Raw genomic sequence first — 26,826 nt, 5'->3', positions numbered from 1 at the left:
AAACCAGGAATTTAGGGGTTATTATGGTAATGTGTTCAAAAAAGATGAACACTAGCAGTGATTACGGATAATCTTGGCTTGTTTATTCGACTTCTTCTAATTTTATGTTGCGACACAGACCTAATTTTTCTTTTATTACATTCTTATTTACTCCTTTAAGTCGGCTGAGAGCACCTCAGTCGGCTATTTTTATGCTAAAATTAAAGTATAAAATTAAGGGAGGCAATAAAAATGGAATATGAAACAAGTTTTGAGTTTTACATAGAAGATGTAAAACATGGGGGAGAAATTCATCAAGATACAGACACTAAAGACCGTATTATTGTTATAAACGGGGATTTTATGATAGCTAAAATTCAATTGAATGAAACACAGTTTCAAGATTTAGACGAAATACTTAATCTAGTAACTAAATTTTATGTTAGTAAAGGGTTTAAATCTAAAGATAAAGGGATAGCAAGAGATATCAAATTTGACCGTATTGAAATCGGTATAGATGAGACAACAAAAACTTTTGTCCAAAATAAAATAGCTAATCTAGAAGAGAAACACAACGTGTACGTTTTATCTAAAGAAGTATCAGATTCGGAAATTTCTGTTTATGGTTTAGCGTACATTCATGAAGAAGATAGAGAGAATTTTATAGACGAACTTAGAAAATGATAAAATGAAACGCTTATCGGCACTCACTACGGTGGGTGCTTTTTTGTACACAAATTTAACTAAGCATTTAGCATAATGAGGTGGTAATATCCGATGAATGAGAGACAGAAACGTTTTGCAGACGAATACATAAGAACAGCGAACGCATTTCAGTCAGCAGTAAGAGCTGGATATAGTGAAAAATATGCAAGCACAGGGGCTCACAAACTCTTAGAGAATAAGAGTGTCAAAGCTTATGTTGAGGCACGTTTTGAGGAATTGAAAAAGAAAACAATTGCCGAACAAGATGAAGTGCTCCAATTCCTTACATCAGTCATGAGAGGCGAAGAGGTGGACGAGGAAAATATCGTTGTGCCTAAGGGCGACTTTTTATCAGATGTAGAAAAGCACACTAAGAGAGCAGACACAGCACAGCGTATCAAGTCAGCAGAGTTGCTGGGCAAACGATACGCAATCTTTACAGACAAGCAAGAAATTACTCAGCGTAACATTGATTTGAACATCGGAGCTTATGACGATGACGACGGCGACAATTAATCTTAACTTTCCTAAGCCGGCAAAAGTGTTTAACAGAAATATTTTCAATATCCTAACAGACTACAGCCATTTCACAGAGGTGCATTATGGAGGTGGTTCGTCAGGTAAGTCGCACGGCGTAGTTCAGAAAGTCGTGCTCAAAGCCTTACAGGATTGGAAATATCCACGCAAGATACTTTGGCTCAGGAAAGTCGGGGCAACGATTGCAGACAGCCTATTCCAGGACGTGAAAGGTTGCCTGGTTGACTTTGCAATTTGGGACTTTTGCGAGTGGAACAAAACAGATAATCGTATCACATTGCCTAATGGGGCTGTGTTCCTGTTTAAGGGTATGGATAATAGCGAGAAAATCAAATCAATTAAAGGTATCAGTGACGTAGTAATGGAAGAGGCCTCAGAGTTTCACTTGAACGATTACACACAGCTGACACTACGACTGAGGGAACGTAAGCATTTAAACAAACAAATATTCTTGATGTTCAACCCTGTGAGCAAGCTCAATTGGGTTTATAAGTATTTCTTTACAGGTGAGCCTCACAGCAACACACTAATAAAACAATCAAGCTACAAAGATAATAAGTTTCTTGATGAAATGACCAAGCAAAACCTTGAAGATTTAGCGAACAGAAACCCTGCTTATTACAAAATATACGCATTGGGCGAATTTGCTACACTCGATAAGCGCGTATTTCCTAAATACGACACAGACATATTAAACAAAGATGATTTAAAGCACTTACCGTCGTTTTTCGGCCTCGATTATGGTTACATTAACGACCCGAGTGCTTTTATTCATGTGAAGATTGATAAGAAAAATAAGAAACTTTATATATTAGAGGAATACGTCAAGACAGGCATGTTAAACGATGAGCTAGCCAATGTCATTAAGCGGCTAGGCTATGCAAAGGAACGCATCACAGCAGACAGTGCTGAGAAGAAATCAATTGCAGAAATGAAACGCGAGGGCATTGAGCGCATCAAGCCGTCGATGAAAGGCGCTGACAGTATCATGTCAGGCATACAGTTTATAAGCCAGTTCGATATTGTGGTAGATGAAAGATGCTACAAGACAATTGAGGAGCTAGACAATTACACATGGAAAAAAGATAAGCAAACCGATGAGTATTACAACGAGCCTGTTGATACTTACAATCACTGTATTGACTCACTCAGATATGCAGTTGAGGAGCTTATGATTAAAAACAGAGAAGAAAAGAAAGACGCAAACGAATTGCGCAGATTAAAACAATTTTTCTAGGAGGTGCGAGCACTTGTCTAAACTGAAAAAGAAATTTAGCACATTAGCAAACGCAGACTTATTGGCAGAAAATGCTGACGAGATTGTGCAGGACTATACTAAGCCGCAGAGGCTAGTAGAGCGCCACAAAATAGAACAAGCGCCACGCCTTAATATGTTAGAGCAATATTTCCTAAGCGATAATACAGGCATATTAACAGGTGAGCGCAGAAAAGATGCAGAGAAAGCTGACCACCGTGCAGTGCATAACTTTGCAAAATACATTTCACAATTTATTGTCGGTTATCTAACAGGCAATCCGCTGACGTTCGCACACGATGATGAGGACACACAGCAGGTTATACACGACTTGAACGATGCAAACGATGCAGATGCAGTGAACAGTGACATTGCACTTGATTTAAGCATATATGGCCGTGCATATGAGATTGTGTTCAGGGACGAAAACGAACAAGATAGATTTCTAACACTCGACCCTAAAAACACGTTCGTTGTTTACAATTATGATATTGATAAGAAAATCATTGCGGGCGTAAGATATTATGACACAGTGGACGCTGAGGGCTACACAACCAATCATATTGATGTGTACACAGCAACACACCTGCACAGCTATACTATCCGCAAAGGTGAGCTAAACAGCGTACAGGACATTGAACATCATTATAACGATGTGCCAATCATTGAGTATCTGAACAATAAATTTAAGCAGGGCGACTTTGAGAACGTCCTCAGCTTAATTGACTTGTACGATGCGGCTCAATCAGACACAGCGAACTATATGACTGACACAAACGATGCAATGCTTGCAGTAGTCGGCAACGTTGAAATGGACGGCGAGGACGCACAGAAATTCAAAGATGCAAACATGATACATGTTAAGCCTGAAATGAACGCAAATGGCAGCGAGGGTAATGCCGATGTCAAATACATCTATAAGCAATACGATGTGCAAGGGTCAGAGGCCTACAAAACAAGATTGCAAAACGATATTCATAAATTTACTAACACCCCTGACCTGACAGATGAGAATTTCACAGGTGCGCAGTCAGGTGAGGCGATGAAATATAAATTATTCGGATTAGAGCAAGCAAGAGCTGTTAAGGAGCGTTTATTTAAAAAAGGATTGGCTAAACGCTACAAGCTGCTATTCAATAATTTAAACATTCTAGGCACTAAAACGCATAACCATGAAGAAATGGATATATCCTTTACGCCTAACCTGCCTAAGTCCATGAAAGACAATGTGGAAGTAGTCAACTTGCTTGCGGGCACAATATCAGAGAAAACGCGTTTAGGATTGTTGGACTTTATCGACGACCCTGACGCTGAGCTTGAACGCTTGCGGCAAGAGGAGGACGAACAGCTCACACGTGCGGACAATCGCGAGTACAGTTTTAACGACGAACTGAAAGAGTGATTAAATGGCAGACTTAACAAGCAAAAAATATTGGCGTGATAGAGCAAAACGTATCATAGCAGTTGAGGCTAAAAAAGACGATGATGTTATCGACGAGGTACGCAAGCATAACCAACTCGACAATGAGCCAGTTAGCCAATGAGATATACAGCTTTTATGCTAAATACGCAGACGCTGAGGGCATATCAGTCGACGAGGCTAAGAAGAAAATTCAAAAGACGGACATCAAAGAGTTCGAGGACAGAGTCGCTCAATACGTTAAGAATAAAGATTTCAGCGAGAAAGCCAATGCTGAACTCAGACAATACAATACTAAAATGTATGTAAGCCGTGAGCGCATGTTATTGCGGCAGCTTTCGGCTATCATGGTGAACGGCACAGCGCTCACTGAGGTAGAAATGAACGAGTACCTGACTAATTCAGTAGACAGAGAGGTCGAACGTCAGGCGGGCATACTAGGCGAGAGCGCACTTATCAAGCCTAATCATGTACGAGCTATTGTCAACGCTGATTTTCACGGTGAAACATGGAGCGAGCGCTTATGGGCAGATATGGAGCAGACACGCAAGACCGTACTCAAGACAGTGCAAAACACAATGCTGAGAGGTCGACACCCTGACGAGTTCGTTCCTGAGCTTAAAAAGAAATTAGGCGTTACAACCTCAGATGCTAAGCGATTGCTTATCACAGAAACGGCTAGAGTGCAGACAGAGGCACAAAAGCTGCACTACAAGGAAACAATCGGGGAAGATGCCACAATCGAATTTGTCGCCAAGCTAGATGACCGCACGTCCGACGAGTGCAGACATGCAGACGGCAATAAGATAAAAGTTTCTGAAATGGTCGCAGGCGTGAACGTTCCGCCGCTCCACCCTTATTGCAGGTCAACAACAGTGCACGCAGTTGATGAGATTGAGGACGAGCTAGAGGCGTTTTTCAAAGAGCGTGAGGGCAAGTATAATCTCAAGAATGTTGATGATGAGCTTGATGAACAGCTCGACCCTGAGCCGACACCCGAAGAAATAGTTTTCAATGAGCAGCTCACTGAGGCATTTGGTGAGGAGCAAATAGACGAAATAAAACGTCAGCTTGATAACAACAAAGATGCTGAGGGCGCTAAGGAATACCGTAAAATATGGAATCACTTTGCACCTGATATGACCATTCAAAATTTACCAAGTAACAAAACGGCTCATTTCGACCCGATGTCAGAAAAAGTGAAAATGCAGACCTCAAATCTTGGTGAACGTGACCAAGTAAGAATAAGTGGCGAAATACGTGAGGGTACAGACAGCTATAAGACAGTCATACACGAGTTTTCGCACATGATTGACCTATCTATCCAAAAAGAGCTGAAAGGCGCTAAAAACATGCTGAATGGGGCTTATTCAGCCGACCCTAACTATTTCATGAATGAAGATACGGACGAGCGCGAAATGTTGGCGGACGTTCTGAAAAAAGAAATAGACGACATGGCCAAAGCCGAGCTTAAAACGCTTAAAGACGCACACAAGAGCGGCAACACTGACCTTTGGGACAGACCGAGCAAGCCGCGCATAGACGACGGGCGCATAAAAATGGTCAGACGACTCAGAGAGCAATATCATTTAGGCGACTCTGACGGCTTATCTGATATGATTGAGGCAGCGACTAACGGCAGAATTAACATTGCATATGGTCACGGCAAATCATATTGGAAGAAACACCCTGCATACAAAACGCCTCTACAAGCAAACCTTGAGGCCTTTGCAGAGATGTCAGAAACGTTTATGAGTGAAAGCAAACGGGAAGTTTTACAAAAAGAAGTTCCCAAATCATACGCATTATATTTAGAAATGCTCAAATCTATAGTGAAAAGGTTGGGGTTATAATGACTGAATTAGATAAAGCATACAAGGCCTATGAGGCTAAGTTCGATGAGGAGCCGCCCCTAATGTTCCTGAGAGGCTTAACGTTAGATGAACAAGCCGCAGTAATCAATGAGCGTGTAGCGGACGGCAAGAGTTTCGGCGAACATGCCAACGAGGAGGGCTACTTTTCATAATGAAAGCTATTGAATGTTTACGCTCTATTGCTGAAAGCCTATATGGCATACACAAAGAGCTGATAAAACTTAATCAAACGCACCCGAGCAATCAAGCTAAACCCGAAGAAAAAGAAAAGCAATTTAAACCAAATAACTTTATTTAAGCTACTTCCCTATTGCTCGGGGGTGGCTTTTTATTATGCCCAAAACGTGCTGACGGCATTAAAAGCATGTATGGAAATCACAGCCGACGGGCTATAAATGGAGGTAACAATATGACTGAAAAATTAAGATTAAATTTACAACATTTCGCTGAGCAAGGCGACGGCAATGAGGGCAAAGTCGACCGAGCAAGGCGGCAATGAGGACAAAACCGACCAACAAGGCAGCAGACTCTGACGATAAAGACGACCGAGCAAGGCGGAAAAACGTTCACACAGGAAGAAGTTGACCAAATTCTTAAAGACCGTTTAGCACGTGAGAAGAAAAACAAAGAGGACGCAGTCAAAGAGGCTGAGAAGTTGGCAAAAATGAACAAAGACCAAAAGGCTGAATATGAGCGCGAGCAAATGCAAAAAGAGCTAGACGCTTACAAGGCTAAAGAGGCACGCAACGAAATGAAAAAGCATGCAAGCGATGTATTCAAGAATAATGAAATCACACCAAACGACGAGTCGCTTGAGATAGTCACGGCTGATACAGCAGACCAAACTCAAGCAAACGTGCAGGCTTTCAATGATGTGCTTAATAACATGGTCAAAGAGCAGGTACAGGCTAAATTGTATCAAGGCACACCTAAGAATTACTCAAATGGCAGTGGCGGCGTTACACGAGAGTCAATCGAACAAATCAAAGATGACTCAGCACGTCAGCAAGCCATTGCACAAAATATGCATTTATTTAAATAAAATTTCGGAGGTATTACATTATGGCAGTAGAAAACAACTTAATTGATGTACAGGCATTAGGAGAGGCAAAGTCGATTGATTTCGCAAATAAAATGGGTGAACGCTTAAACAAATTGTTCACAGCATTAGGCATCACAAACAAAATTCCAATGAACGTAGGCTCAGCATTAAAACAGTATCGTTTCAACGTAATTGAGTCAGAGGCTCCAAACGGTGATGTTGCTGAGGGCGACATCATTCCATTAACTAAAGTTGAGCGTGAGCTAGTGAACATCACAGAGCTTGAGTTCCGCAAGTTCCGTAAGTCAACATCAGCAGAGGCTATTCAGTCACACGGCTATGATTTAGCAATCAACCGTACAGACGCTGAGCTTATCCGCTATGTTCAGAAGAAATTCAGAACTGACTTCTTTAGCACTATTGAGGACGCAGTAAACAACCCTGACCGTACGAACAACGAGGCGTTATCAGGTAAGAACTTACAAGGTGCTTTATCTCGTGGCCGTGCTAACTTATCTGTATTATTAGATGATGAAGTAACGCCAATCGCGTTAGTAAACCCTAACGACGTAGCAGGTCATTTAGCAGACGGTTTCATCAACTCAAACGGAGCGCAATTTGGCTTGAACTTATTGACACCATATGTAGGCGTGCAAGTGATTGAGTTCGCTGACGTACCACAAGGCACTGTTTACATGACTACAGCAGAAAACTTAAACGTAGCTTATGCAAACCCTCAAGGTGAGCTAGGCCGTGCATTTAACTTTGCGACAGACCAAACAGGTTTTGTAGGCGTATTGCATGATATTCAATCAAACCGTTTAACAGCAGATACAGTGTTCGCATCAGCTATCTCAATGTTCCCTGAAAACGTTGACGCAGTTGTGTCAGTAGCAATTGAGGCACCCGCAGACGGTGGCGAAACTACTCCCAGTGAAGCCTAATAGCATTGATGTTAGACCGAATGTCAAATCAGCTAGGCTGACAGTGAAATAAATTTAGGAGGTTTTACAATATGGCAGACGTATTAAAAGTATATCAAGGTGAAAACGTTGTAGGACAAGCAGAGCGTGCATCAGACGGCACAGCGTCAGTTACGATTGACGGCTTAGATGCTGCTACTGAGTACGCGAGCAGGCACTTATCAAGTGACTTTCAGCAATGATGCGGGTGAGTCGGCTAAGGTTGACGTGCCCGCTTTCACTACTAAGGAAAGCGCACCTGCTGAGCCTCAAAACGTATCAACTGAAACAACTGAGGACACAGCAGACGTAAGCGCTGAATAAGGAGGCATAGCGAATGGCTTACCTTGAAAATGTTAAGACTTTGTTATCCATTTCGGATAATGAACAGGACGAATTGCTCAGCAAAATTATAGATAATACTGAAAAACGTTTGCTCACATTCCTACCCCTCAACGAAAAAGATGTACCGCAAAGGCTTGATTTCGTTGTCGAGGAGGTAGCGGTCAAAAGATATAACCGTGTCGGCGCAGAGGGCATGACCTCAGAAACATTAGACGGACATTCAACAAAGTTCCAAGACGATGACTTTGACGAGTTCCTGAGTTTCATTGAGCGTCTATATCCTCCTCAGCAAGGCACAGGCCGCACAGGCAGTGTGACATTCTATTGAGGTATGACCAACGCGCTAGACTTGTATATGAGGGGGATAAGCGGTACAACCCCGATACAGGTAAGACCGAAAAAGATGAACGTATTATCTATAAGAGCATACCTTGTCACAAGTCGCCCTTATCACCTGAACGCACAGCCGTCGAGTTCGGCAATGTGCGGCTGTGATGTAAGCATCATAAGGCTGAGAGGCCAAATAATGGATAACGTCAGCCATGCCTATATAAATGACCGCAAGTACATTGTTGTACGCCATACCTATTACAGACACGACACAGTGATGTATTTAGAGCAGGTGAACAATGGCTAAGGTTAAAGGGCTTGGCAAGCTGATAGCGGCGTTAGAAGATGCTGAGGACGACATTGAGGACGATGTTGATTTCATTCTCAAGAAAAGAAGTGAGCAATTTCGGGCTGATACAGTGAAAGAGGCACGCCGTGTTATGACTAAAGGCTATTGGACGGGCAACCTAGCCCGCATGGTCGAGGACACCAAGCAAGGTAAGCTGAGCTACCTCATAGCCTCAAATGCACACTACTCAGGTTTCCTTGAATACGGCACGCGTTACATGGCACCTGAGACTTTCATGTATCAAATTTATCAGAAATATGATAAGCAAATTCCAGCAGATATTGAGCGACTTATAAACAGTTAGGAGGCAAGACATTGGCTAAGCAATCAATAAAGTATGAGCTATTTAATTATTTATATAAAGCGTTCAGCGAGCTAGGCGTTCCAGTCGTTAGAGTAGTAGACCAATATACAGAGCTAGGCTATCCGTTCATTGCGATTGAAGAAATACAAGACCTTGTAACAGTTCAATCATTCGACAATTACGGCGGCGAGCCTAATGCACGTATTCACTTATGGAGCGACGCGGACGACCTACAGACGCATGACAGGCTATATATTCAAATTCAAGATATTCTCATGAAAACTGAGCAGCTACCCTCCTATCGTGTTTCATTGGTCAGCATCAATACAAATGATATAAACGACGATACGACAAACACGCATTTACAGCACAGTATTATTGATACAGAATTTCAAACACTTTAGGCGCGCCTCATAGCAGGTGTGCCTTTTTATTATTAAATAAATGGAGGTCATGACATTATGGCAATTAAACAAGGTACTGACGAGCTTGCATTAATTCGTAAAGCAGGCGAGGCCGTAGAGGCAAACAAAATTATGTGGATAACTGAACTTGAGCGTGAAACAGAACGCGACTCAGACCAAGAGGCGACAATTGACGGCTCAGTTAGCTCAGGTGGTACATTAGAGTCAACTGTAACTATCACGTCTTATATGGACGTTGAGGACGAGTTGAGTGATGAGATTGAGGACGCTACTGAGGAGGGTACGGCTTACGAGTTATGGATAATCAACAAAAAAGTCCAAAACGAACAAGGGCAATATAAGGCTGAGTACCGTCAAGGCACTTGGAACAGCATTACACGTACCAATGAGGCTGACTCTATTGCAGAGTTCGAGACTGAGTTCGGCGTGTACGCTAAGAAACAAAGAGGCTATGCCTCACTACCTGAAATCGTAGAGCAAAACAAAACGGCTTATGGTTTCCACGATACAACATCTGACGACCCCGCAGACGACGGACTTGTGGCTATTCCACAACCTGACGACAGCACAGGTGACGGCGGCACAGGTGAGTCTACACCCAGTTAAGCCTGAAATAATTGATGTAAAGCCTAATATTAAAAGTGTTAGGTTATCAGTTCAGTAGGGAATGAAAGACAGCACAGGCGGGCGCACAGCCCGTCTTTTTAATTAATACAAAAATAAGCGAGGTAATTATATTATGGAAATTAAATTTAACGGAAAAGAAATCGAATTATCATTTGGCTTTAAGTTTATGAATGACATTGATAAGAAATTAGGTATGGAAATGGAGCAAATGAGTTTCGGTCAAGGTATTCAAATGCTAGCGCCTAACTTAGAAAGCGGCAACCCCGTAGCAATTGGTCATACTATCATTGCCGCAACTTCTCACCACAAGAAAGCCCCTAAAACAGATGCAGAAATCTCAGAAGTATTAAATGATATTGCCTCAGAGCAAGGACTCGACGAGTTCGCAGAAGAAATCATTAAGGAGCTGGGAAAGCAACCTATGACCCAAAACCTCGTTCCCGAAGAATACAGACAAGCGAAGAAAGCAGCAGCGAAGAAATAGAAGAACAGCCCAAGCTCACCTATGACAGAGCGGTTATCCTTTGCATGAGTGAGCTAGGCGTTTATGATATGAAAGAAATTGAAATGATGACATTGACTGAGTTCAATTATCGCATGTATGCCCGCGAATATGAAATGCTCAAGGAAGAATACGACATTTACCGTTTAGCCTTTGCTATACGTGATGCTAAAGCTGAGCAAAAGAAAAAAGGCGGCAAAAAAGGCGAGAATGAGTTCAAATACAATGGAGCTGACGATATTATCAACTATCAAGAGAACATTAACAGGCTTAACCGTGGTGAGCCAGTACAAATGGGCGAGTCAGCAAGCAAAGAAGATGACAAACCGTCCCTTGATGTGTTGAAACAAATCAGAAATCATAACAAATCATAGCAGAGGAGGGAATACATGGCAGACTACAAGATAAGTACAAGTATTGATGCTAACGTGTCGAAGTTCCGAAGTGCTTTTAATAAGGCTAAACGTATAGCTGAACAGTTTAAAGCCGCTACTGAGGGTATGAAAGACACTGACGTTGACGCTGACACATCAAGTTTTAGGGCTAAGATGAAAGCGAGCAAGAAACTCGATGAACAGTTTCAGCCGAATGAGAGCTAAGTCAACACTAGACGTGAACAGCTCAGCAAGCATCAGCTAAAATTGCAAAATTTAAAGCCATGTTGAAATCAATTCCGAACAGACATCGCACACGGCTCGATGTAAACAGTAGACCTGCACTAAGTGCTTTCAGGGCTATTACAGCGAGCAACTAATAATTTCAAAAGCACACTAAGCACAATCGCAGGCAATATCCGCACAGTCGGAACTGTAGCAGGCAACGTGTTCAAGGGAATGTTCCTATCAAGTGTCACAGCCTTAGTTCCCGCAATAGCGTCATTAGTTCCTGCTTTAATGGCTGTACTTAACGCAGCAGCAGCCGTAGGCGGGGGAGCAATCGGAATGGTTGGCGCGTTCGCTACAGCAGGCGCAGGCGTTGTCGGTTTCGGAGCAATGGCTATGAGCGCATTGCAAATGGTCGAGGACGGCACATTGGCCGTCACTAGCGAAGTCGAGAACTACCAATCAGCCGTACAGAGTCTTAAATCAGCATGGCAGGGCGTTATTGCTCAAAACCAATCTGAGATATTTAACACGTTAGCCAATGCAGTGAACGCGGCTAAGGCCGCACTTGCAGGTTTAACACCATTCCTATCAGGTGTAGCACAAGGTATGGAAACAGCCAGTGCGGCGACACTTGATTGGGCTAAAAATTCACAAGTCGCATCTGATTTCTTTGATATGATGGGCAGTACAGGCGTACGCATATTCAACAATATGTTAAGCGCGAGCAGGTAATTTCGGCTCAGGCTTGGTCGCAGTATTAACTAATCTTGCGCCACTGACTGAATGGATATCTAAAGGCTTTGAAAACATGGGCAAATCGTTCAATGAGTGGGCGACAAGTGTCGAGGGCAGCACAGCCATTCAAGATTTCACAAATTTTGTAAAAACAAACTTGCCTATCATTGGCGATATATTCAGCTCAACATTTAAGGGCATATTCAACCTAATGAAAGCATTTGCGCCTAACTCACAGGTTATATTTGAGTCGTTAGCTCAAATGGCCAACCGTTTCGAGCAGTGGAGCGCGACGATTGCTGAGTCAGACGGTTTCCAAAAATTTGTGCAATATGTGCAAGAAAATGGCCCTGTATTAATCAGCCTAATAGGCAATATTATTAGAGTATTAGTCAATATTGGCGTAGCGTTAGCCCCACTAGGAGCTAAAGTGCTAGAAGTCGCAAACGCATTTGCCGAGTGGTTAGCTCAATTGACAGCAACGCACCCAGTCATCGGCGTATTAATCGGCGTTGTGACTTCACTTGCGGGCGCATTTATGGCATTATGGCCAGCAATTCAATTTGTGATACAGGTTATCATTCCTTTAGCATCACAATTTTCTAGTTTTCTAGGCATTGGCACAGTAGTTCAAGGTATGCTATCAACTCTAGCGGCTGCATTTGGCGCAGTTACAGCTCCAGTGTGGGCTATAATCGGCGTAGTAGCAGCGCTTATAGGCATATTCGCAGCACTACTTACTAGCTCAGAGCAGCTAAGAGGTCAAATGATAGACGCATGGAACGCAATAAAAAATGCAGTAATGCAAGCCGTCGAGGCTATTGTGCAATTTGTATCTCAATTGATTTCAAGAATACAAGAAATCGTAGCACCACTTGTGCCGATATTCCAAAATACTTGGCAGGATATTGTAACTGTCGTAGAGACGGCGGTAAACTTAATCGCACCAATCGTGCGGCAAGCGTGGAATACCATTAAGGCCGCAACGCAGGTTGCTTGGGAGCTTATCAAAATGGTCATAACAGTCGCAATGGAGGTTGTCGTTAGTACGATTACAGCGCTACTTCAAGCCTTGTCAGGCGATTGGTCAGGCGCTTGGCAGACGATTAAATCAGCAGGCGAGAATATTTGGCAGGCCATTGTTACAGCAAGCACAGAACATCTTTAATATCTTAAAAGATTGGCTTATGAATTTGTGGAACTCTATTAAGCAAAATGCTATAACAGCTTGGCAGGCGCTTAAAGGTCAGGCCTCCTCAATTTGGCAGAGTATCGTTTCAGGTATTCAAGCCGTAGTACAGGGGCTAGTTGGCATATTAAGCTCTATTTGGTCGGCTATCACTAGCACAGCAAGCTCTATGTGGTCAGGATTGGTCGGCATAGCGTCCTCAATTTGGGGGTCGCTAGTTAGCACGATAAGCTCTATCGTTTCAAGTATCGTAAGCGCAGTAAGCTCAGCGTGGTCGAGCATATCAAGCACAACATCATCAATATTCAGCTCGATTGCATCTACTGTATCAAGTATTTGGTCATCAATCGTGAGTGCGATTTCTAGCTTTATCTCAAGCATTGTCAGTACCGTGTCGAGCGGTTGGAACAGCGTAATGAGTACGATTTCATCAATTCTAAGCTCAATAGCGTCAACCGTATCAAGCATTTGGTCGTCAATCGTGAGTGCGATTTCTAGCTTTATCTCAAATATCGTTAGTACGGTATCAAGCGGCCGGAATAATGTGATGAGTACGATTTCATCAATTCTAAGCTCGATTGCGTCAACCGTATCAAGCATTTGGTCGTCAATCGTTAGCACGATAAGCTCATTCATTTCAAATATTGTTAGCACAGTAACATCAGGTTGGAATAATGTTCTAAGCGCTATCACATCAGCAATGAGCGGCATTATCAGTGCAGTCACATCAGGCATGAGCAATGTAGTCAGCGCAGTCACATCAGGCGTATCAAACGCAGTGAGTGCGACCAAGTCATTCGTTGGCGACATGGTGTCAGCAGGTGTTGACTTGATTCAAGGCATGATAAACGGTGTTAAACAGATGGCCGGTAAATTGATAAGTGCAGCTAAAGGCGTTGTAGGCGACGCAGTTGCGGGCGCTAAGTCATTACTAGGCATACATTCACCGTCTAAAGTGTTTAAAGAAATCGGACAATACACAATGCAAGGTATGCAGATAGGCTTAAACGACCGCGGCAAGAAAGTTGTTCGCGATACAGGAAGAATTGCACAACAAATGACACAAGGATTCAGACCTGACTTACAGGCTAGACCCGCAGTCAAAGGCATTAATCGCGAATTAAACAACTTATCTACACGCGGTCATGTTACGGCAAACCATACGACAACAGTCAAAGCTGAGCCTAGCACAATGAACTTACGCATACAGCTAGACACTGACGACGAAGTTCTGACAGCTAAAGTCAACGGCGTAAACGCACGTGACGGCGAGGTATTATCATTCTAATAAGGAGGTGTGACCTATCGACCTAAAAATCACACGACAAAACGGCGACTCATTCACATTAGGTGAGTACGGCGTGGACGTTACTGACGTTGTGATTAGTGGTATCGAAATGGAGGAGGAAACCCGTGACATACAAGGGCTTAACGGCTCATTTGACATGGGGGCAACATACAAGGGGCGCGATATTAGCGTTCCTTTTTCATTTCAAGGTCAGAATTTGGCATCTTATCCACTATTCAGAGATTTAATGTATAAATTAACGACTAAAACTGAGCCTTTTTATATTCAAGAAATGCGCAGGCCACAAGTGGCAGGCTATACATTCAAAGATGTGAAGAACTCAAACGCAGTATCAATTGACCAGTACGGCAAAGATACCGTATTTGATGAGACGCAATCAGAGAATGAGGTCAGCACAGGCAAACGTTATCTTGTAAGGCTTTCAGGCGCTACTGAGATAGAGCAAAACAAGCATAATGCTAAAGGCAAAGGTGAGCTAGCGTTCCATACGACAGAGCTGCCATTTGCTGAAAGCATAGGCACATCAATAGACTTAGAGCGTGACGGTTTGCATTACACAAAAAACCCTATATGGTCATACGGCATGGGCTTGAGTAGAGACCCTGCTACAAGACAATACACGTTCGATGTGAACACAGGCACTGAGTTCGATGTATACAATATCGGCGATGTACCTATCGACCAATTTAACCAGCATTTAATTTTAAGGCTTAAATTCAATCAAGATTTAGACGACACGATAAAATTCGGTTTTAACGACACTGACATTCATATTGACGGCTCAGAGGCCAACATCAACGCAGGCGACACTGTCACTTATGAAATGGGCGGCTATTTCAATAATGATTTAAGCATATTAAACGCAACAAATTACAAAATGCCTGAATTACAAGAGGGCTTAAACAAATTAATGTTTAACGGCACTTATGACCTGACTATCGAGGTCGAGTGTCGTTTTTACTACTTATAGGAGGTCATGACAATATGGCAAGAAAAGAAATCACCACACCATTAGACCTGAAAAACCTTGATAATCACAACGATAACTATGATGAGCTGTACAGTTTGGTTGATGAAACCGACAGACGCATCAGTGAGGACATGTGGGAAGAAATCAAAGACGCTAACACAATGAAAATGCTTGAGCCAGTACAGACGGCTGCAGACTTGCCAAGTGAAGCGGCTGACAAGTCACTCATTACAGTTATTGACGAGCAGCGTGTTTACGGTTTTGTAAATGGTGAGTGGCAACCGTTCAACGAGATTGACTTAGACCCGTTCGAGCCATTCAAAGATGAGTTGTCTGAGATTGTTGCTCGCTTATGAAAAGCAAATACAAAACATCACGCAAGAGGTGCAATCTACAAAGGACTCAGCTATCGAGTCCATAGAAAGCACACAGAGCCAATCTGAGAGCAATATTAAACAAACGGAACAAAGCGCCGTAAATTCAATTAATAAAGCACAGCAAGAGGCTGAGAGTCAAATAAGCGATAGTACGGCAGCGCTTAAAGGTAAAACGGAAGAACTGACGGCATTATTTAATGACTCAATGGATAAACTCACTAACAAGCAAGATACAGCACTTGCTGAGGTGGATAGTGCCAAACAGGCAGCTATTGCGGCGATTGAAGATTTTCAAAATATCGACACTAGCAATTGGCAAAAATACAAACTCACTACAGATGAGGGCGCTCATGAAACAATTTCATTGGCCGACGATTACGACAAGCCGCACGCTTTAGAGCCAGGTTTTCACTACACGACAAGCACGCCAATAGACTTGCCTGTATCTTCAACAGCAGGCTTTTCAGAGGTTTCTGTCCGCAGTGACTATGATAATTTAAAACATATTAGATTTAGACCTTACAACTCAAATCAAGAGTTTGTGAAAAGATATTATAAAGAGTGGAAAGAATGGGAGCCTGTAGGCGGCACTAAAGTCGAGTTATTCAAAGGCAGTGCCTCAGGTGTAGACTCAACCATTTCACTTGCGGCTCCCTATGATAAATTCGAGTATTTACTTGTTTCTTTCAATGCAACACCTGGAAAACAGACTAAAATTTTTGAGGCTCAAAACTCTGACGGGATTGTTATTAGTGTCAACAATGTTTACAATGATGCCTCAAACGCGAAAGCCTATGAAATGGCAATCGCTAGGACAGACCTGACTACTTTAACTATCACAAATGAGGCTAGTTATACATTCAGCGGCGGCGGCTCCTCAGATAGCACTGTAATAATAGAAAAGATTGTAGGTGTAAAATAATGAATATAGACACAGAGGGCAATATCAATGACAAGCTAAACATAAAAGTTAATGCAAATGATGAAATAACTCAATATGCAATTGTCGGAGGTCTAGGCGACGAGGGTATTTTCGTATCTTACGACGTAGCACCTGAAAACTTTATGACTGATTTTAAAAATGGTTATTTTCTTTATAAAGACGGTAAAATTACAGTCAATCCTGACTTTGAGCCTAGTCATGAGATTGAATAAATAGAGGCAGGTGATTAAATGGCTTTAATTCTTAAAGACTTAGACGGGAAAGCCTATCCTGTAGAAACCGTTACTAATCACACAGTGCGCATGAATGGTGACGGTATGCTGACTTTCAACGTGATTGAAAACGACCAAACAGCGCATTTTATTAATGACATTTCTAAACTATGGCAAGTAGAGAACGTCACAGGCAAACCTGACGACATGGTTTATGTTGTCGTTATTGCAAACCGAAAAGCGTATAAAGATAAGCGGGTCGTGCAAATCACAGCTAAAGAGGCACAGTTCGACTATTTAGAAACGCACAGGGTGTATGAGAATATCACAGGGAGCCGCACAGGCGTTGACTTCTTAAACTTGATATTTGATGACACACCGTACAGCTACACGTTGTTAGACGGCGTATACGCTAAGGAATGGGAAAATGCAGGCGACGGGCAAAGCAAGTTTGAAATGCTCCTCAATTGGCTAGACCGTTACGGCTTTGAGTTTCAGTATGTAGCATCTTCAAAAACATTTAGGCTGGGCAAACGCATTTCGCGTCGTCCAGCTTATTACATTTCTAAGAAACTCAACGCGAATGACATCAGTTTTGAGGAGGACGCAACAAACTTTTATACCTATGTTCAAGGTTATTTTGATTATGACGGGGCTGACAACTTACATGCGGCTAACTATAAGCTGGAATATCCTCAAGGCAAGACAAGCCCGATGATTGAGCTATTCGGTATCAGAGAGGCTCCTCCCGTCACTGACGGACGTGTGACAGATAAAGACCTTATGGACGATATGATGAGGCAACAAGTTGAGCAATCACTCAAGATGAGTATTGAGCTTGATTTCGTAACGCTTGGTAAAAATTACCCGTTTGCACAACCCGAGATAGGTGACGAGATACCCGTTATTGATGAAACAATCAACTTTAATAGATTGCTGAGAATACAAGAGATTAAAACAACACGTGACGCTCACCATAAAGTTATTAAGCAGTCAATCGTGGTCGGCGACCCTAAACGTGAGACGAGATACAAGCAAGCCCAATCGGGTGCAATATCTAACATGAATGATTTGCTTGCGGGACGTACGAAAATAAAAGAGTCTGTGCTGCCTGCAGCTATCAAAGAGTCAACTCAAATGCTAATGGACACAGCAAGTGAGCTGTCATTCAGTGAACAAGGCATCATGGCCGTTGATAAAGACAACCCTAACTATGTGACGCTGCTCAACTCAAGCGGTTTAGGTGTCAGCAAGGACGGGGGCGAAACGTTTCACAATGCAATCACACGTGGTCAGATAAATGCCGACTTGATTACTGCAGGCTCATTGAACGCCGATTACATCAGAGGCGGCACTTTAGATGCAAACCTTGTCAATGTGGTCGGCGGCGACGGCGACAAATATATCACTATGCAAAACGACGAAATGACCTTATACGGTACTTATAAGCGTACATGGCAAAGTGAACAATCTACGAATAACGTTTTTACAAGATTTAAAGATGGTCATTTAAGATTTAGGAACAACGACAATGACCGTTCTATCTACGTTTCTGATTTCGGAATATCTACCTACCTTGACGGCAACCCTCGAGAGGCATCAGGTACATTAGAATTTTTCGACTACACTTACGGGGGCGACGCAAGGGGTGTGACCTTACAGTCAGGGCTTGGCGTTGTCGCTCTAAGGTCTGACTCTAACAGAATGGTCATTGAGGCAGATGACACGGTGAACATAGGCGGCAATAAATATTCAGTCTATATGAGACCCTTTTCAAATACCCGAATGGGCGTAAATGAGTTTCAGTTCTATGTTAAAGACAATCCGAGCGCACTAGAAACTGACGGGGCTTTATTGTATGGAAACCTCACAGGCTCAGGTACAAAAATGGGGTCGGGCATAAGATTTGCTAAACAGTTGCCTGTTGTGTACGCCACTAATGATAACGGGGACATAGGCTCAGGGTACTTTTACGGCGCAGGCTTTCAAGGGGATTGGCTGACAAAAAATACTAATTTATATGCTTGTGTAAACGGTGCTTTGAGAGTTACTGATATGAACGGCTATAACAACGGAAACCCTATATATAAAGAAGTTCAGGCCTCAGGTTTTAACAACAAATCGCTTGAGAGATACAAGGAAAATATCAATCAATGGGAAGATGACGCATTGTCAGTAATCTCTAAAGAGACAGACTTGTATACATTTAATTATAAAAATAACAGTAATGATAAAAAGCATTATGGTTTAGTAATAGGCGATAACTACAAAACGCCTGAAAACTTTATTGACGGTGAGGGCGTTAACTTGTACGACATGCTTGCCCACTCATTTAGAGCAATTCAACAATTAAACGAAAAATTGGAGGCATTAACTAATGGCAAATAATGAACAAGATATTGAGAAAGCTGTATTACAAAACAGACTATTTGAAGAAATTCAACGCTCAGTGCAGTTACAGACTGAACTAGAGGCGACTCATAGAGAATTAGAGGCGTACAAATCGCAAGTAGACTATAACGACGAGTAGCATTGGCGGGTGTAACTTTGGCAGATGTAGAAACAAAAGATATTGAGCGTAGAGTCCACATTCTGGAGGACAAAGACCGATACAATGATAAACGTTTTCGGAAAATCGAAGATACGCGAGCAAGAGGACAGGCAGCATTTTCGAGACTCTATTGAGAAGATAAACGACTCATTACGCGAAATTGAGAGAGGGCAACACTCGCAAGAACTAACAAATCAAAAAATGAATATCACGCTTGATGCAGTCAACAAAGAGCGAGAAGAAAGTAAAAAGCGGTTTAGCCGTTTATCTTGGCTTATTATAAGCGGAATTATTACGATACTAACCTCAGCGAGCATGGGCGGGCTTGAGAATGTGGGCAGGCTTGTAGCTCAGTGCCGCACTGAGAGGAGGTGAGTATATGTTAGATATATTTAACAGTTTAGCGTTAGGCGGCGTTGATTTTTGGACGTGTTTTTGGTTTGACCATTGCGGCTAACATTTCAGTTAGGTCATCACTTATAGTGGTGGCCTTTTTATTTTAAATTAACGGAGGTTTTTATAAATGGAACAAATTATCGCATTTGCGGGTGTGATTTCAGTTATCACAATCGCATTAGTTCAAGTATTAAAGAAATTGAATGTAGTACCTAAAAATTGGCTGCCCGTTGCGGGCATGGTTGTCGGTGTAGTCATTGGCGGTGTAACAACTTTCATTCCTGAAATAGTTTCAGAATTGTCTATTGGAGGTCGATTGTTAGCTGGTCTAATCAGTGGCTTAATGGCAACTGGTATTTGGGAAACATTCAAGAAACGTGAGGGCAAAAACGTAAATAAAATCGGAGGCGGAGGCGTTAAGTAATGGCAAGAGAATATATAGGTAAATGGAACGGCGTAGATGTATATTTCGACTTATTGCCGATTGGCACAAGACGCAGTGGGCAACAGCTCACAACAGGTACACCGGCCTTTGCTGTAGCGCACGATACAGGCAATAAAGGCACTACAGCACAAAACAATGTGGACTATTACAGAAACTCATATAACATCGACTGGGCGCTTGTAGCGAGTGCGCATGTTTTCGTTGATGACAAAGAGGCAATCATTTGCATACCTGTTACAGAGAAAGCATGGCATGTGCTTTATAACGCCGTTACAGATAATAATTGGTACGGCCTAGACTCAAACGATGCCGCATTTGGCGTTGAGGGGTCATATTTCACAGATAAAGCACGTTCTAAAAAGTCACTTGATAACTTAGCGCGTATCTTGGCTTATCTTTGCGACTACTGGAAGATAGACCACAAAACAGAGATGCCAGGCCACCAAGACATTCAAGCAGGTAAGGTTGACCCTGGCAACTTACTCGAGGCAGCAGGTTACAGCCGCAATATCAGCAATCTTGATAAGCTAGTGAACAAATACATCGGCGGTGTGCAAGAAGATGACAACATGCCCGATGAGGTCAAAGAGCCGACAAAAGAAAAACCGACGCAATCACCTCAGTCGCATGTCAATCTGAAAGAGGCTATTGAGTACATGCACAGTATGAAAGGCCAATACATTGATTTTGACGACGAGTTTGCATATCAATGTGTCGATGTTATTACTGATTTTGTACATCATGTCACAAAAGGTGTCAGATTTTGGGGCAACGCAAAAGACCTTATCAATAATGTTATGCCTAAAGGCTGGAAAGTTGTCGAGAACACGCAAAACTATATACCACCTGTAACAGCAATTGCTGTATATACAGAGGGCATCTATAGCAAATGGGGGCATACAGGCCTAGTGTGGGATAACTCAGGCGGTACTGAGACATTCACAATATTAGAGCAGAACTTTGATACTTTAGCAAACAGCCCGCCTAAGCTAAGAGTCGATGACTACTCAGGCTTAACGCACTTTATCGTCCCTGACTTTGCTGACGACAGTGTCGACCTTGCAGACATCGGCGCAGTTAAGCCTAAAGAGAAGAAATCAGGCAAAGCGTTGAAACTCAACACGATACCGCCTCAAAACCTTACATGGTCAAATCAGGCATATTTCAAAGCAGTCGCAGACAATGAGGGCGTTACAATTTGCAAGCCTAATCATAATAATGTCATGACATTGACTAGCGAAGAATACGGACAGGGCGACGTTTTCTATGTTTATGAAATACGTGACGGGTGGGCGCGCGTGTACAGCCCTAGCAATGACGGTTATGTTTGGCATGAGCGTTTACGCATTACTGAGATTTACAAGCCAGCAGGTGGCGACAGCAAACACGACAAGGCTGACAAGCAGGCCGTTAGCCAAAAAGAGAAAGCGAAACAAGCTAGCAAGTTAAGAGTTGGAGGTATTCCACCAGATACAATCAAGTGGGGTCGTAGTGCGAAATTTAGAAGTAAACTCGATTACTACGGCGCTACGATTGCAAAACGTTCAGGAAGTAAAGGCAACTACAGCCGGAACCTCACAAATGAAACGTATCAAGCAGGCTATGACGATTTCTATATATTTGAAATCTTGGACGGTTGGGCTCGTGTTTACAGCTCTAACAATAACGGCTGGGTGTGGCATGAACGTCTAAGGGTTGTTGAAATTTACTAAAATTTGTTATTATAAATACAATTCACTTAATTAATACTATATTATGTTTTAGGGTAGGCACTTTGGTTTGTGCTTGCCCTATTTTTTTATGTTCAATTTTGAAAAATAACGTTTACCACATATTCAAATTTGTATAGAATGGAAAAGTAAGCATTTTTCGGAGGGATAAATTTGTTATTACATTTAAGGGAATTAATGAAAGCGTTAGGGTTGGGAGCTCTAATCTTTTTACTATTTACAGTTACATTAGGAATAGAGAGAATGCTAGGGGCTATCTACATGGCTGTGTTGTGTTTCTTAGGTTGTTATCTCTCATTCCTACACTCAAATTATTCAAGCGACCGTTCATAGGTCGTTTTTATTTTATGCAAAATATATTCATAATATATGCAAAACAGACATTTTTTGTGCATAAATATGTGTGTTGCCCTAAAAATCATCTCGAATTCGAGGCGTTGCCCTGGTTCCACTTGGTTGCCCTGAATTTCTAACCTGGGCAACGGGTAAACACCAACAGCCCGTTGACTTTAAGGTCTATCGTTGCCCTGGTTCCATAAAAGTTCCTATTGAGTTAAAAAATAGAGTATAGGGAATATAGAAAGTGTATTATTACATAGGCTATTCCCTAACACGTATTTTTATAAGTTTGGGAATATTTTTTAGGGGTGTTTTGGGCAACGCATGGGTTTAGCATTAGAGGCGCAAGGGGTTTGTCTATTTTCCACCTTAAAAATGGGTGGCAACGCAGGAATTTTGCATAAAATGTATAAAATATGTTGCGATATTGGTACAAAGTCTGTATAATGAATTTTGTAAGGTAATCAAGCGCCTTACAAACTCTCTTGAAAAAGGGGGTGTAAAAGTGGAGGACATAATAAAAACGCTAGCGTTCGGAATTGCGCTCCGAATACCGGCGTTAATAAAACAACTTAGATTGTGGCACCTCGGTTATCTAGACCGAAAGCACAACAACCAAGATGAAAAATAATCCATTGTTACAAAGCCCGTTAATTCGGGCTATCCCTTTTTCAAAATTTATTATATTACATTCTCAGGGAGGTTTCAACATATCATGCTTATTACAATTGCTATATGTGTTGTATTAGTATTTTTCCCCGAAATCATCAAGTTAATCAGGAAAGTACATTTTAAATATATGGACAGAAAATAAAAAGGAGTAAGAATATGAGAAACATTAAGAAGTTTGCTAAAGATTTTAATTTAGAACACAGTGGTGACAACAAACACATGAGCCTAAGTTGTAATGGTTTAGATTTTGAAATACGCAAAGGGGGTAAAGGGTACGGAATAAGTTGCAAATTCCAAAAGGGGGATTTTGGTGTTGCTACACAAAAACATGCTTTATGGTCAATTACTGAAACTTTGAGATGGAAAAATTATATAGATGAGTCAACCTTACAAGAAATGCGTAAAAATATAAGTAGAATAGGCGAGGCACACTATAAAAGCCAATGTCGGAAAAACTAAAAAAGGGTAAGAACATGGATAAAAAAGAACATGCAGTGTTTTCAGGCTTACTTCTCAGCCTACTAGAGATTATGGAAGAGTCGAACGACCCGACAACGAGAGACAGACTTGACGAGGAAATCAAAGAAGTAATGAAAGAGCTAAACTTAACATGGGAGGATATAGGATAAATGAAATTCTTCATCGGCTTTATAACAGCAACGGTAATCATAGCCCTAAGCTTAACAGGGTTATACGCATATAAAGAACTTAAATCAAGCGACAACGATAGCGCACAAACAAATGAACAGAACAACCAATCAAATGAAACGCCAACACAACAAGCTGATAATGAACAAACAGCGCCGAGCAACCATACCATCACACGAGAATGAAAATACAGAGAAACAGGACATGAAACAAGGCATGTCAGATAATCAATATATACAGGAGCAATATAACGGATTAATAAAACATATGAAAGAAAGAGCAAGTCAAGGTGCTGACGCAGACGAGTTACACGAACTACAGTCACAACTAGATGATTATGCAACACAACATGCAGACGAACTAGACCTTGACGAGGGCTGGACACAATAATATTGACTAGGAGGTGCAGGCGATGACTGATACTAAAATCAACACAGACACTACTCAGCGACTCACAGAGCGTATAAATCAAGTGTTAGAGTCAAACGTACCGAGCAAACAGAATACAAGCTATAACAGGCCTACAACGTTCACTTATCACTCGTTTACGTAAGGGCGAGGTTAAACTTGAAAACGTAACATTTCAAAAAGCTATGACGCTATATGAATATTCTGATACAATTCTAAAAGAGCAATAAAAGAGCCCAGCCTCAAATGAGGTTAGGCTCTTATTTTTATATTTGAATTAGGGCTGAGGCCAGGCGTGGCATATGTGGGGGTTTTGGTGTGTTATTCGGTAATTGGACGCCTAACGCGGAATTCAATATTTGGGTAGATGCTTGAAGCGGCTAAACGTGTCTTTGATAGTGGAGTGACGATTAATGTATTTGGACTAGATGTTACACACCAAGTATTGGCAACGGATGAAGTGATTAATCGATTTAAGCGAATCGACAATCAAATTGCTAAATTTGTCGTTGAACTTTTGGAGTTTTTCAAAGCAACTTACAAAACACATTTTAATATGGATGGCGGTCCAATACATGATGCTTGTACTATCTTGTATTTATTACAACCAGATTTGTTTACGATGCAACATACACACATAGATATTGAACATCAAAGTCCGCTTACATATGGGACGATGGCAGTCGATTTAAATGATATTACAGATAAAGAAAAAAATGCTTATTTTGCTACTGCAGTGGATGTTGAAAGCGTATGGAAACTGATGGAAAATATGCTTGGAAGTTATAGTGCTTAATGCAATGTGTAATTTTAAAATTTAAGAAGTGTAATCTAAAATAAGATTAGAGTAGTGAAAAAAGTCATTGTATAAACGATATACGATGACTTTTTTAGTTACGTCAAACTAAAGTATGAGCCTTGTCCAAGCTGTATGATTAGCGTATCAAAACTATAAAAAGTATACTAATATATCACAACTTAAATATATTAAAGGTGATTTGAATAGTGAAAAATACGATAAAAACAATTGTCTTACTTATTATTATTATAGTTCCGTTAACACTACTCATTATTAACATAGACGACATTCAAGACAGTATGAATAAAACTTTTACTGAAGAAAGTAGTAACGAGGCTGATGAAGATAGTGACAACTCATTTAGCATGTTATTTGATGGAAGTAGAGAAACAGAAACATTTGGTGAATACGAGAGAAGTAATTTTGATGGCAAACATTACGGTATAGATTATCATTTACCAGAAGATACGCCTATAAAAGCTGCTTCAGATGGTACGGTAACACGTACATTTAATAATGACTTAGGTGGGAAAGTCTTACAAATTTCGGAATCAAATGGTCAGTATCATCAGTGGTATATGCATTTAAATGATTTTAAGGTTGAAGTGGGTGACAAAGTGCAAGGCGGCGATGTCGTTGCACTTTCAGGAAATACTGGTGAACAAACTACAGGCGCTCATCTTCATTTCCAAAGAATGAATGGTGGCGTTGGTAATACGTATGCTGAAGATCCTAAATCATTTGTAGAAAAACTGCCTGATGGCGAAAAAAGTTTATATAAAAAATAATAAAAAGCTTTGGTAATATGTTGCCAAAGCTCAGAGTGTCAACAAAGTATGCGACTTTGTTGGCAGTTTTTTTGTGCACGCTTTCCGCGGGCACAGCCTCAGCCTGTAGTCTTCGGCTAGTGCTCTTCCCGCAGGAGTCGTCACAAATAACTGCCATAAAAACGATAAAATAAAGCAGTCTTTATTATTGATGGAACATCTATAGAGGAAACACACATAAAATGAATATATAGATGAATTAACGCAAAAAGAGTAACTACATTTCCAATAAGTATTTAACAATGAAATTAATAAACAAAGATTGTATCAAGGTAAAAACTGTAAAAAAACAAGGACATGAGACATTTATTTATGTCTCATGTCCTTGTTTATAATTAAAACTTTTGTATACATATTAGTCATTGATGTCATGTATGGAATCGTAAGCTAAATAATCTTGATGTATAGCTTCCCATAAATAGAACGCACCAATAGAAGCGCAATGCTCCCAACGTTCCGAACATAAAGAAAGCTGTGCTTTTCGTTGCGCTTTAGTTGTATCGTACAACCATTGCGCTGACCTTTGTAGGCCAACATCATGTACAGGGACAACATCTGGACGCTGTAATGTAAATAATAAAAAAACTTCGGCAGTCCATTGTCCAATACCTTTCACTTCAGTTAACGTACGAATAACTTCATCGTTGCTTAACTTGTGTAAATTTTCTAAATCTAGTTTTCCATGTTGTATATGTGTTACTAAATTATGAATATAATTAATTTTAGATTTAGATAAACCAAAAGATCTCATTTGCGTATCTTCGATTTCAGACAGTTTATCAACTGTCCATTCATCATTGAGAGCATCCGTTAACTGTTTGAAAATAGATGCGGCCACTTTTACTGTAATTTGTTGTCCTATTATAGAGCGAATTAAAGATTTTAATGGATCAGGACGAATATTGATTTGGATATTCCCAATTTTTTTAATAAGTAATGCTAATGTTGCATCTTTTTTTATTAATTGTTGAACACAGTTATCTTGTACATGAATATCCCATGTGGTCATTTCTAA

General features: G+C 41.3%; 39 protein-coding genes and 1 pseudogene. 38 read left to right on the top strand and 2 right to left on the bottom strand.

Features of this window, described 5'->3' with window-relative positions; all coding sequences use genetic code 11:
- Positions 1–231: 231 nt before the first annotated feature.
- The 21 genes from ABLV90_RS02025 (at position 232) to ABLV90_RS01925 (ending at position 13,164) form a co-directional block, all read left to right on the top strand.
- The gene (locus tag ABLV90_RS02025; protein WP_081225161.1) at positions 232–663 is read left to right on the top strand and encodes a hypothetical protein; all 432 of its coding nucleotides are present in this window, start codon (positions 232–234) and stop codon (positions 661–663) included.
- A gap of 93 nt (positions 664–756) precedes the next feature.
- Positions 757–1,200, top strand: a complete 444-nt coding sequence (locus ABLV90_RS02020) for a terminase small subunit (protein ID WP_081225160.1) — start codon at positions 757–759, stop codon at positions 1,198–1,200.
- On the top strand, positions 1,181–2,458 hold the full coding sequence (locus tag ABLV90_RS02015; protein WP_460872039.1) for a PBSX family phage terminase large subunit: 1,278 nt from the start codon (positions 1,181–1,183) through the stop codon (positions 2,456–2,458). The genes ABLV90_RS02020 and ABLV90_RS02015 overlap by 20 nt, the downstream gene beginning before the upstream one ends.
- Positions 2,459–2,471: 13 nt before the next feature.
- Positions 2,472–3,878, top strand: a complete 1,407-nt coding sequence (locus ABLV90_RS02010; protein WP_460872038.1) for a phage portal protein — start codon at positions 2,472–2,474, stop codon at positions 3,876–3,878.
- A gap of 4 nt (positions 3,879–3,882) precedes the next feature.
- A complete protein-coding gene (locus tag ABLV90_RS02005) occupies positions 3,883–4,020 on the top strand; it encodes a hypothetical protein (protein ID WP_460872037.1) in 138 nt (45 codons plus the stop codon).
- Entirely contained in the window at positions 4,001–5,749 is a 1,749-nt protein-coding gene (locus ABLV90_RS02000; RefSeq protein ID WP_460872036.1) for a minor capsid protein, read from the top strand. The genes ABLV90_RS02005 and ABLV90_RS02000 overlap by 20 nt, the downstream gene beginning before the upstream one ends.
- A 172-nt stretch (positions 5,750–5,921) precedes the next feature.
- The gene (locus ABLV90_RS01995) at positions 5,922–6,068 is read left to right on the top strand and encodes a hypothetical protein (RefSeq protein ID WP_392436380.1); all 147 of its coding nucleotides are present in this window, start codon (positions 5,922–5,924) and stop codon (positions 6,066–6,068) included.
- 12 nt (positions 6,069–6,080) lie between these two features.
- Positions 6,081–6,269 (top strand): hypothetical protein, encoded by a 189-nt coding sequence (locus tag ABLV90_RS01990; RefSeq protein ID WP_460872035.1) that lies wholly within the window; start codon positions 6,081–6,083, stop codon positions 6,267–6,269.
- Between the two features lie 30 nt (positions 6,270–6,299).
- The gene (locus ABLV90_RS01985) at positions 6,300–6,812 is read left to right on the top strand and encodes a DUF4355 domain-containing protein (RefSeq protein WP_460872851.1); all 513 of its coding nucleotides are present in this window, start codon (positions 6,300–6,302) and stop codon (positions 6,810–6,812) included.
- A 20-nt stretch (positions 6,813–6,832) separates the two neighbouring features.
- A complete protein-coding gene (locus ABLV90_RS01980; protein WP_411773972.1) occupies positions 6,833–7,756 on the top strand; it encodes a capsid protein in 924 nt (307 codons plus the stop codon).
- 71 nt (positions 7,757–7,827) lie between these two features.
- Positions 7,828–7,977 carry a hypothetical protein gene (locus ABLV90_RS01975; RefSeq protein ID WP_460872034.1) on the top strand — a complete coding sequence of 50 codons (150 nt, stop codon included), beginning with the start codon at positions 7,828–7,830 and terminating at the stop codon, positions 7,975–7,977.
- Positions 7,961–8,098 carry a hypothetical protein gene (locus ABLV90_RS01970; protein WP_460872033.1) on the top strand — a complete coding sequence of 46 codons (138 nt, stop codon included), beginning with the start codon at positions 7,961–7,963 and terminating at the stop codon, positions 8,096–8,098. The genes ABLV90_RS01975 and ABLV90_RS01970 overlap by 17 nt, the downstream gene beginning before the upstream one ends.
- A 13-nt stretch (positions 8,099–8,111) precedes the next feature.
- Positions 8,112–8,447 carry a phage head-tail connector protein gene (locus tag ABLV90_RS01965; protein WP_411773970.1) on the top strand — a complete coding sequence of 112 codons (336 nt, stop codon included), beginning with the start codon at positions 8,112–8,114 and terminating at the stop codon, positions 8,445–8,447.
- Positions 8,448–8,748: 301 nt separating this feature from the next.
- Entirely contained in the window at positions 8,749–9,102 is a 354-nt protein-coding gene (locus tag ABLV90_RS01960) for an HK97-gp10 family putative phage morphogenesis protein (RefSeq protein ID WP_411773969.1), read from the top strand.
- Positions 9,103–9,113: 11 nt separating this feature from the next.
- Entirely contained in the window at positions 9,114–9,506 is a 393-nt protein-coding gene (locus ABLV90_RS01955; RefSeq protein WP_411773968.1) for a hypothetical protein, read from the top strand.
- A 57-nt stretch (positions 9,507–9,563) separates the two neighbouring features.
- Positions 9,564–10,133 carry a phage major tail protein, TP901-1 family gene (locus tag ABLV90_RS01950; protein ID WP_392436373.1) on the top strand — a complete coding sequence of 190 codons (570 nt, stop codon included), beginning with the start codon at positions 9,564–9,566 and terminating at the stop codon, positions 10,131–10,133.
- A gap of 133 nt (positions 10,134–10,266) precedes the next feature.
- Positions 10,267–10,638 carry a tail assembly chaperone gene (locus ABLV90_RS01945; protein ID WP_232198610.1) on the top strand — a complete coding sequence of 124 codons (372 nt, stop codon included), beginning with the start codon at positions 10,267–10,269 and terminating at the stop codon, positions 10,636–10,638.
- A gap of 44 nt (positions 10,639–10,682) precedes the next feature.
- Entirely contained in the window at positions 10,683–11,030 is a 348-nt protein-coding gene (locus tag ABLV90_RS01940; protein ID WP_411773967.1) for a hypothetical protein, read from the top strand.
- Positions 11,031–11,045: 15 nt separating this feature from the next.
- Positions 11,046–11,255, top strand: coding sequence for a hypothetical protein (locus ABLV90_RS01935; protein ID WP_460872032.1), 210 nt, complete (start codon positions 11,046–11,048; stop codon positions 11,253–11,255).
- 123 nt (positions 11,256–11,378) lie between these two features.
- Positions 11,379–11,993, top strand: a complete 615-nt coding sequence (locus tag ABLV90_RS01930; RefSeq protein WP_460872031.1) for a hypothetical protein — start codon at positions 11,379–11,381, stop codon at positions 11,991–11,993.
- Positions 11,994–12,006: 13 nt separating this feature from the next.
- On the top strand, positions 12,007–13,164 hold the full coding sequence (locus tag ABLV90_RS01925) for a hypothetical protein (protein WP_460872030.1): 1,158 nt from the start codon (positions 12,007–12,009) through the stop codon (positions 13,162–13,164).
- 117 nt (positions 13,165–13,281) lie between these two features.
- Here ABLV90_RS01925 and ABLV90_RS01920 read toward each other — a convergent pair whose 3' ends face one another.
- Positions 13,282–13,920: a hypothetical protein gene (locus ABLV90_RS01920; protein WP_460872029.1), complete on the bottom strand. Its 639-nt coding sequence runs from the start codon at positions 13,918–13,920 to the stop codon at positions 13,282–13,284.
- Here ABLV90_RS01920 and ABLV90_RS01915 point away from each other — a divergent pair.
- From ABLV90_RS01915 to ABLV90_RS01835, 17 genes and pseudogenes are all read left to right on the top strand, one after another.
- Complete coding sequence (locus ABLV90_RS01915; RefSeq protein ID WP_460872028.1) at positions 13,886–14,473, top strand: hypothetical protein; 588 nt, start codon at positions 13,886–13,888, stop codon at positions 14,471–14,473. The genes ABLV90_RS01920 and ABLV90_RS01915 overlap by 35 nt on opposite strands.
- Positions 14,474–14,582: 109 nt before the next feature.
- Entirely contained in the window at positions 14,583–15,464 is an 882-nt protein-coding gene (locus tag ABLV90_RS01910; RefSeq protein WP_460872027.1) for a phage tail domain-containing protein, read from the top strand.
- Between the two features lie 14 nt (positions 15,465–15,478).
- On the top strand, positions 15,479–15,820 hold the full coding sequence (locus tag ABLV90_RS01905) for a hypothetical protein (RefSeq protein ID WP_460872025.1): 342 nt from the start codon (positions 15,479–15,481) through the stop codon (positions 15,818–15,820).
- Positions 15,807–16,763, top strand: a complete 957-nt coding sequence (locus ABLV90_RS01900) for a hypothetical protein (RefSeq protein ID WP_460872024.1) — start codon at positions 15,807–15,809, stop codon at positions 16,761–16,763. The genes ABLV90_RS01905 and ABLV90_RS01900 overlap by 14 nt, the downstream gene beginning before the upstream one ends.
- Positions 16,763–16,996 carry a DUF2977 domain-containing protein gene (locus ABLV90_RS01895; protein WP_411773963.1) on the top strand — a complete coding sequence of 78 codons (234 nt, stop codon included), beginning with the start codon at positions 16,763–16,765 and terminating at the stop codon, positions 16,994–16,996. The genes ABLV90_RS01900 and ABLV90_RS01895 overlap by 1 nt, the downstream gene beginning before the upstream one ends.
- Positions 16,997–17,014: 18 nt before the next feature.
- Positions 17,015–19,384, top strand: a complete 2,370-nt coding sequence (locus tag ABLV90_RS01890) for a phage tail protein (RefSeq protein WP_460872023.1) — start codon at positions 17,015–17,017, stop codon at positions 19,382–19,384.
- Positions 19,374–19,526: a hypothetical protein gene (locus ABLV90_RS01885; RefSeq protein ID WP_411773961.1), complete on the top strand. Its 153-nt coding sequence runs from the start codon at positions 19,374–19,376 to the stop codon at positions 19,524–19,526. Before ABLV90_RS01890 ends, ABLV90_RS01885 begins: the two co-directional genes overlap by 11 nt.
- A gap of 544 nt (positions 19,527–20,070) precedes the next feature.
- Positions 20,071–20,367, top strand: a complete 297-nt coding sequence (locus tag ABLV90_RS01880; RefSeq protein ID WP_392436364.1) for a holin — start codon at positions 20,071–20,073, stop codon at positions 20,365–20,367.
- Positions 20,367–22,100 (top strand): N-acetylmuramoyl-L-alanine amidase, encoded by a 1,734-nt coding sequence (locus ABLV90_RS01875; protein WP_460872022.1) that lies wholly within the window; start codon positions 20,367–20,369, stop codon positions 22,098–22,100. Before ABLV90_RS01880 ends, ABLV90_RS01875 begins: the two co-directional genes overlap by 1 nt.
- A gap of 862 nt (positions 22,101–22,962) precedes the next feature.
- Positions 22,963–23,088 (top strand): hypothetical protein, encoded by a 126-nt coding sequence (locus tag ABLV90_RS01870; protein ID WP_411773959.1) that lies wholly within the window; start codon positions 22,963–22,965, stop codon positions 23,086–23,088.
- 197 nt (positions 23,089–23,285) lie between these two features.
- Positions 23,286–23,588, top strand: coding sequence for a hypothetical protein (locus ABLV90_RS01865; RefSeq protein ID WP_460872021.1), 303 nt, complete (start codon positions 23,286–23,288; stop codon positions 23,586–23,588).
- On the top strand, positions 23,573–23,758 hold the full coding sequence (locus tag ABLV90_RS01860; RefSeq protein WP_460872020.1) for a hypothetical protein: 186 nt from the start codon (positions 23,573–23,575) through the stop codon (positions 23,756–23,758). The genes ABLV90_RS01865 and ABLV90_RS01860 overlap by 16 nt, the downstream gene beginning before the upstream one ends.
- Positions 23,759–23,962, top strand: a complete 204-nt coding sequence (locus ABLV90_RS01855; protein WP_460872019.1) for a hypothetical protein — start codon at positions 23,759–23,761, stop codon at positions 23,960–23,962. It begins immediately after the preceding gene.
- Positions 23,919–24,167 (top strand): hypothetical protein, encoded by a 249-nt coding sequence (locus tag ABLV90_RS01850; RefSeq protein ID WP_460872018.1) that lies wholly within the window; start codon positions 23,919–23,921, stop codon positions 24,165–24,167. Before ABLV90_RS01855 ends, ABLV90_RS01850 begins: the two co-directional genes overlap by 44 nt.
- A gap of 22 nt (positions 24,168–24,189) precedes the next feature.
- A complete protein-coding gene (locus tag ABLV90_RS01845; RefSeq protein WP_460872017.1) occupies positions 24,190–24,330 on the top strand; it encodes a hypothetical protein in 141 nt (46 codons plus the stop codon).
- 170 nt (positions 24,331–24,500) lie between these two features.
- Positions 24,501–24,981 (top strand): annotated as a pseudogene (locus ABLV90_RS01840) (nucleoside hydrolase); the annotation flags it as partial.
- Positions 24,982–25,190: 209 nt separating this feature from the next.
- Positions 25,191–25,772, top strand: coding sequence for a M23 family metallopeptidase (locus ABLV90_RS01835; RefSeq protein ID WP_460872016.1), 582 nt, complete (start codon positions 25,191–25,193; stop codon positions 25,770–25,772).
- 394 nt (positions 25,773–26,166) lie between these two features.
- Here ABLV90_RS01835 and ABLV90_RS01830 read toward each other — a convergent pair whose 3' ends face one another.
- The gene (locus tag ABLV90_RS01830) at positions 26,167–26,820 is read right to left on the bottom strand and encodes a DNA-3-methyladenine glycosylase family protein (RefSeq protein ID WP_427706284.1); all 654 of its coding nucleotides are present in this window, start codon (positions 26,818–26,820) and stop codon (positions 26,167–26,169) included.
- Between the last annotated feature and the right edge of the window lie 6 nt (positions 26,821–26,826).

The sequence above is a fragment of the Staphylococcus sp. 2S1 genome, from assembly GCF_046721335.1.
GTDB lineage: Bacteria > Bacillota > Bacilli > Staphylococcales > Staphylococcaceae > Staphylococcus > Staphylococcus equorum_A.
This window is presented reverse-complemented; position numbering and strand designations above follow the sequence as displayed.

Bases quoted from the DNA above. Each gene is read 5' to 3' on its own strand.
- ABLV90_RS01945 (WP_232198610.1), top strand. From the start codon at position 10,267: ATGGAAATTAAATTTAACGGAAAAGAAATCGAATTATCATTTGGCTTT.
- ABLV90_RS01885 (WP_411773961.1), top strand. From the start codon at position 19,374: ATGGCAAATAATGAACAAGATATTGAGAAAGCTGTATTACAAAACAGA.
- ABLV90_RS02000 (WP_460872036.1), top strand. From the start codon at position 4,001: ATGAGCCAGTTAGCCAATGAGATATACAGCTTTTATGCTAAATACGCA.
- ABLV90_RS02015 (WP_460872039.1), top strand. From the start codon at position 1,181: ATGACGACGGCGACAATTAATCTTAACTTTCCTAAGCCGGCAAAAGTG.
- ABLV90_RS01850 (WP_460872018.1), top strand. From the start codon at position 23,919: ATGAACAAACAGCGCCGAGCAACCATACCATCACACGAGAATGAAAAT.
- ABLV90_RS01950 (WP_392436373.1), top strand. From the start codon at position 9,564: ATGGCAATTAAACAAGGTACTGACGAGCTTGCATTAATTCGTAAAGCA.
- ABLV90_RS01940 (WP_411773967.1), top strand. From the start codon at position 10,683: ATGAGTGAGCTAGGCGTTTATGATATGAAAGAAATTGAAATGATGACA.
- ABLV90_RS01895 (WP_411773963.1), top strand. From the start codon at position 16,763: ATGAATATAGACACAGAGGGCAATATCAATGACAAGCTAAACATAAAA.
- ABLV90_RS01875 (WP_460872022.1), top strand. From the start codon at position 20,367: ATGGCAAGAGAATATATAGGTAAATGGAACGGCGTAGATGTATATTTC.
- ABLV90_RS02020 (WP_081225160.1), top strand. From the start codon at position 757: ATGAATGAGAGACAGAAACGTTTTGCAGACGAATACATAAGAACAGCG.
- ABLV90_RS01995 (WP_392436380.1), top strand. From the start codon at position 5,922: ATGAAAGCTATTGAATGTTTACGCTCTATTGCTGAAAGCCTATATGGC.
- ABLV90_RS01910 (WP_460872027.1), top strand. From the start codon at position 14,583: ATGGAGGAGGAAACCCGTGACATACAAGGGCTTAACGGCTCATTTGAC.
- ABLV90_RS01965 (WP_411773970.1), top strand. From the start codon at position 8,112: ATGGCTTACCTTGAAAATGTTAAGACTTTGTTATCCATTTCGGATAAT.
- ABLV90_RS01915 (WP_460872028.1), top strand. From the start codon at position 13,886: ATGAGCGGCATTATCAGTGCAGTCACATCAGGCATGAGCAATGTAGTC.
- ABLV90_RS02025 (WP_081225161.1), top strand. From the start codon at position 232: ATGGAATATGAAACAAGTTTTGAGTTTTACATAGAAGATGTAAAACAT.
- ABLV90_RS01905 (WP_460872025.1), top strand. From the start codon at position 15,479: ATGGCAAGAAAAGAAATCACCACACCATTAGACCTGAAAAACCTTGAT.
- ABLV90_RS01960 (WP_411773969.1), top strand. From the start codon at position 8,749: ATGGCTAAGGTTAAAGGGCTTGGCAAGCTGATAGCGGCGTTAGAAGAT.
- ABLV90_RS01860 (WP_460872020.1), top strand. From the start codon at position 23,573: ATGTCGGAAAAACTAAAAAAGGGTAAGAACATGGATAAAAAAGAACAT.
- ABLV90_RS01845 (WP_460872017.1), top strand. From the start codon at position 24,190: ATGACTGATACTAAAATCAACACAGACACTACTCAGCGACTCACAGAG.
- ABLV90_RS01855 (WP_460872019.1), top strand. From the start codon at position 23,759: ATGAAATTCTTCATCGGCTTTATAACAGCAACGGTAATCATAGCCCTA.
- ABLV90_RS01975 (WP_460872034.1), top strand. From the start codon at position 7,828: ATGGCAGACGTATTAAAAGTATATCAAGGTGAAAACGTTGTAGGACAA.
- ABLV90_RS01920 (WP_460872029.1), bottom strand. From the start codon at position 13,920: ATGCCTGATGTGACTGCACTGATAATGCCGCTCATTGCTGATGTGATA.
- ABLV90_RS01865 (WP_460872021.1), top strand. From the start codon at position 23,286: ATGAGAAACATTAAGAAGTTTGCTAAAGATTTTAATTTAGAACACAGT.
- ABLV90_RS02005 (WP_460872037.1), top strand. From the start codon at position 3,883: ATGGCAGACTTAACAAGCAAAAAATATTGGCGTGATAGAGCAAAACGT.
- ABLV90_RS01880 (WP_392436364.1), top strand. From the start codon at position 20,071: ATGGAACAAATTATCGCATTTGCGGGTGTGATTTCAGTTATCACAATC.
- ABLV90_RS01830 (WP_427706284.1), bottom strand. From the start codon at position 26,820: ATGACCACATGGGATATTCATGTACAAGATAACTGTGTTCAACAATTA.
- ABLV90_RS01890 (WP_460872023.1), top strand. From the start codon at position 17,015: ATGGCTTTAATTCTTAAAGACTTAGACGGGAAAGCCTATCCTGTAGAA.
- ABLV90_RS01935 (WP_460872032.1), top strand. From the start codon at position 11,046: ATGGCAGACTACAAGATAAGTACAAGTATTGATGCTAACGTGTCGAAG.
- ABLV90_RS01980 (WP_411773972.1), top strand. From the start codon at position 6,833: ATGGCAGTAGAAAACAACTTAATTGATGTACAGGCATTAGGAGAGGCA.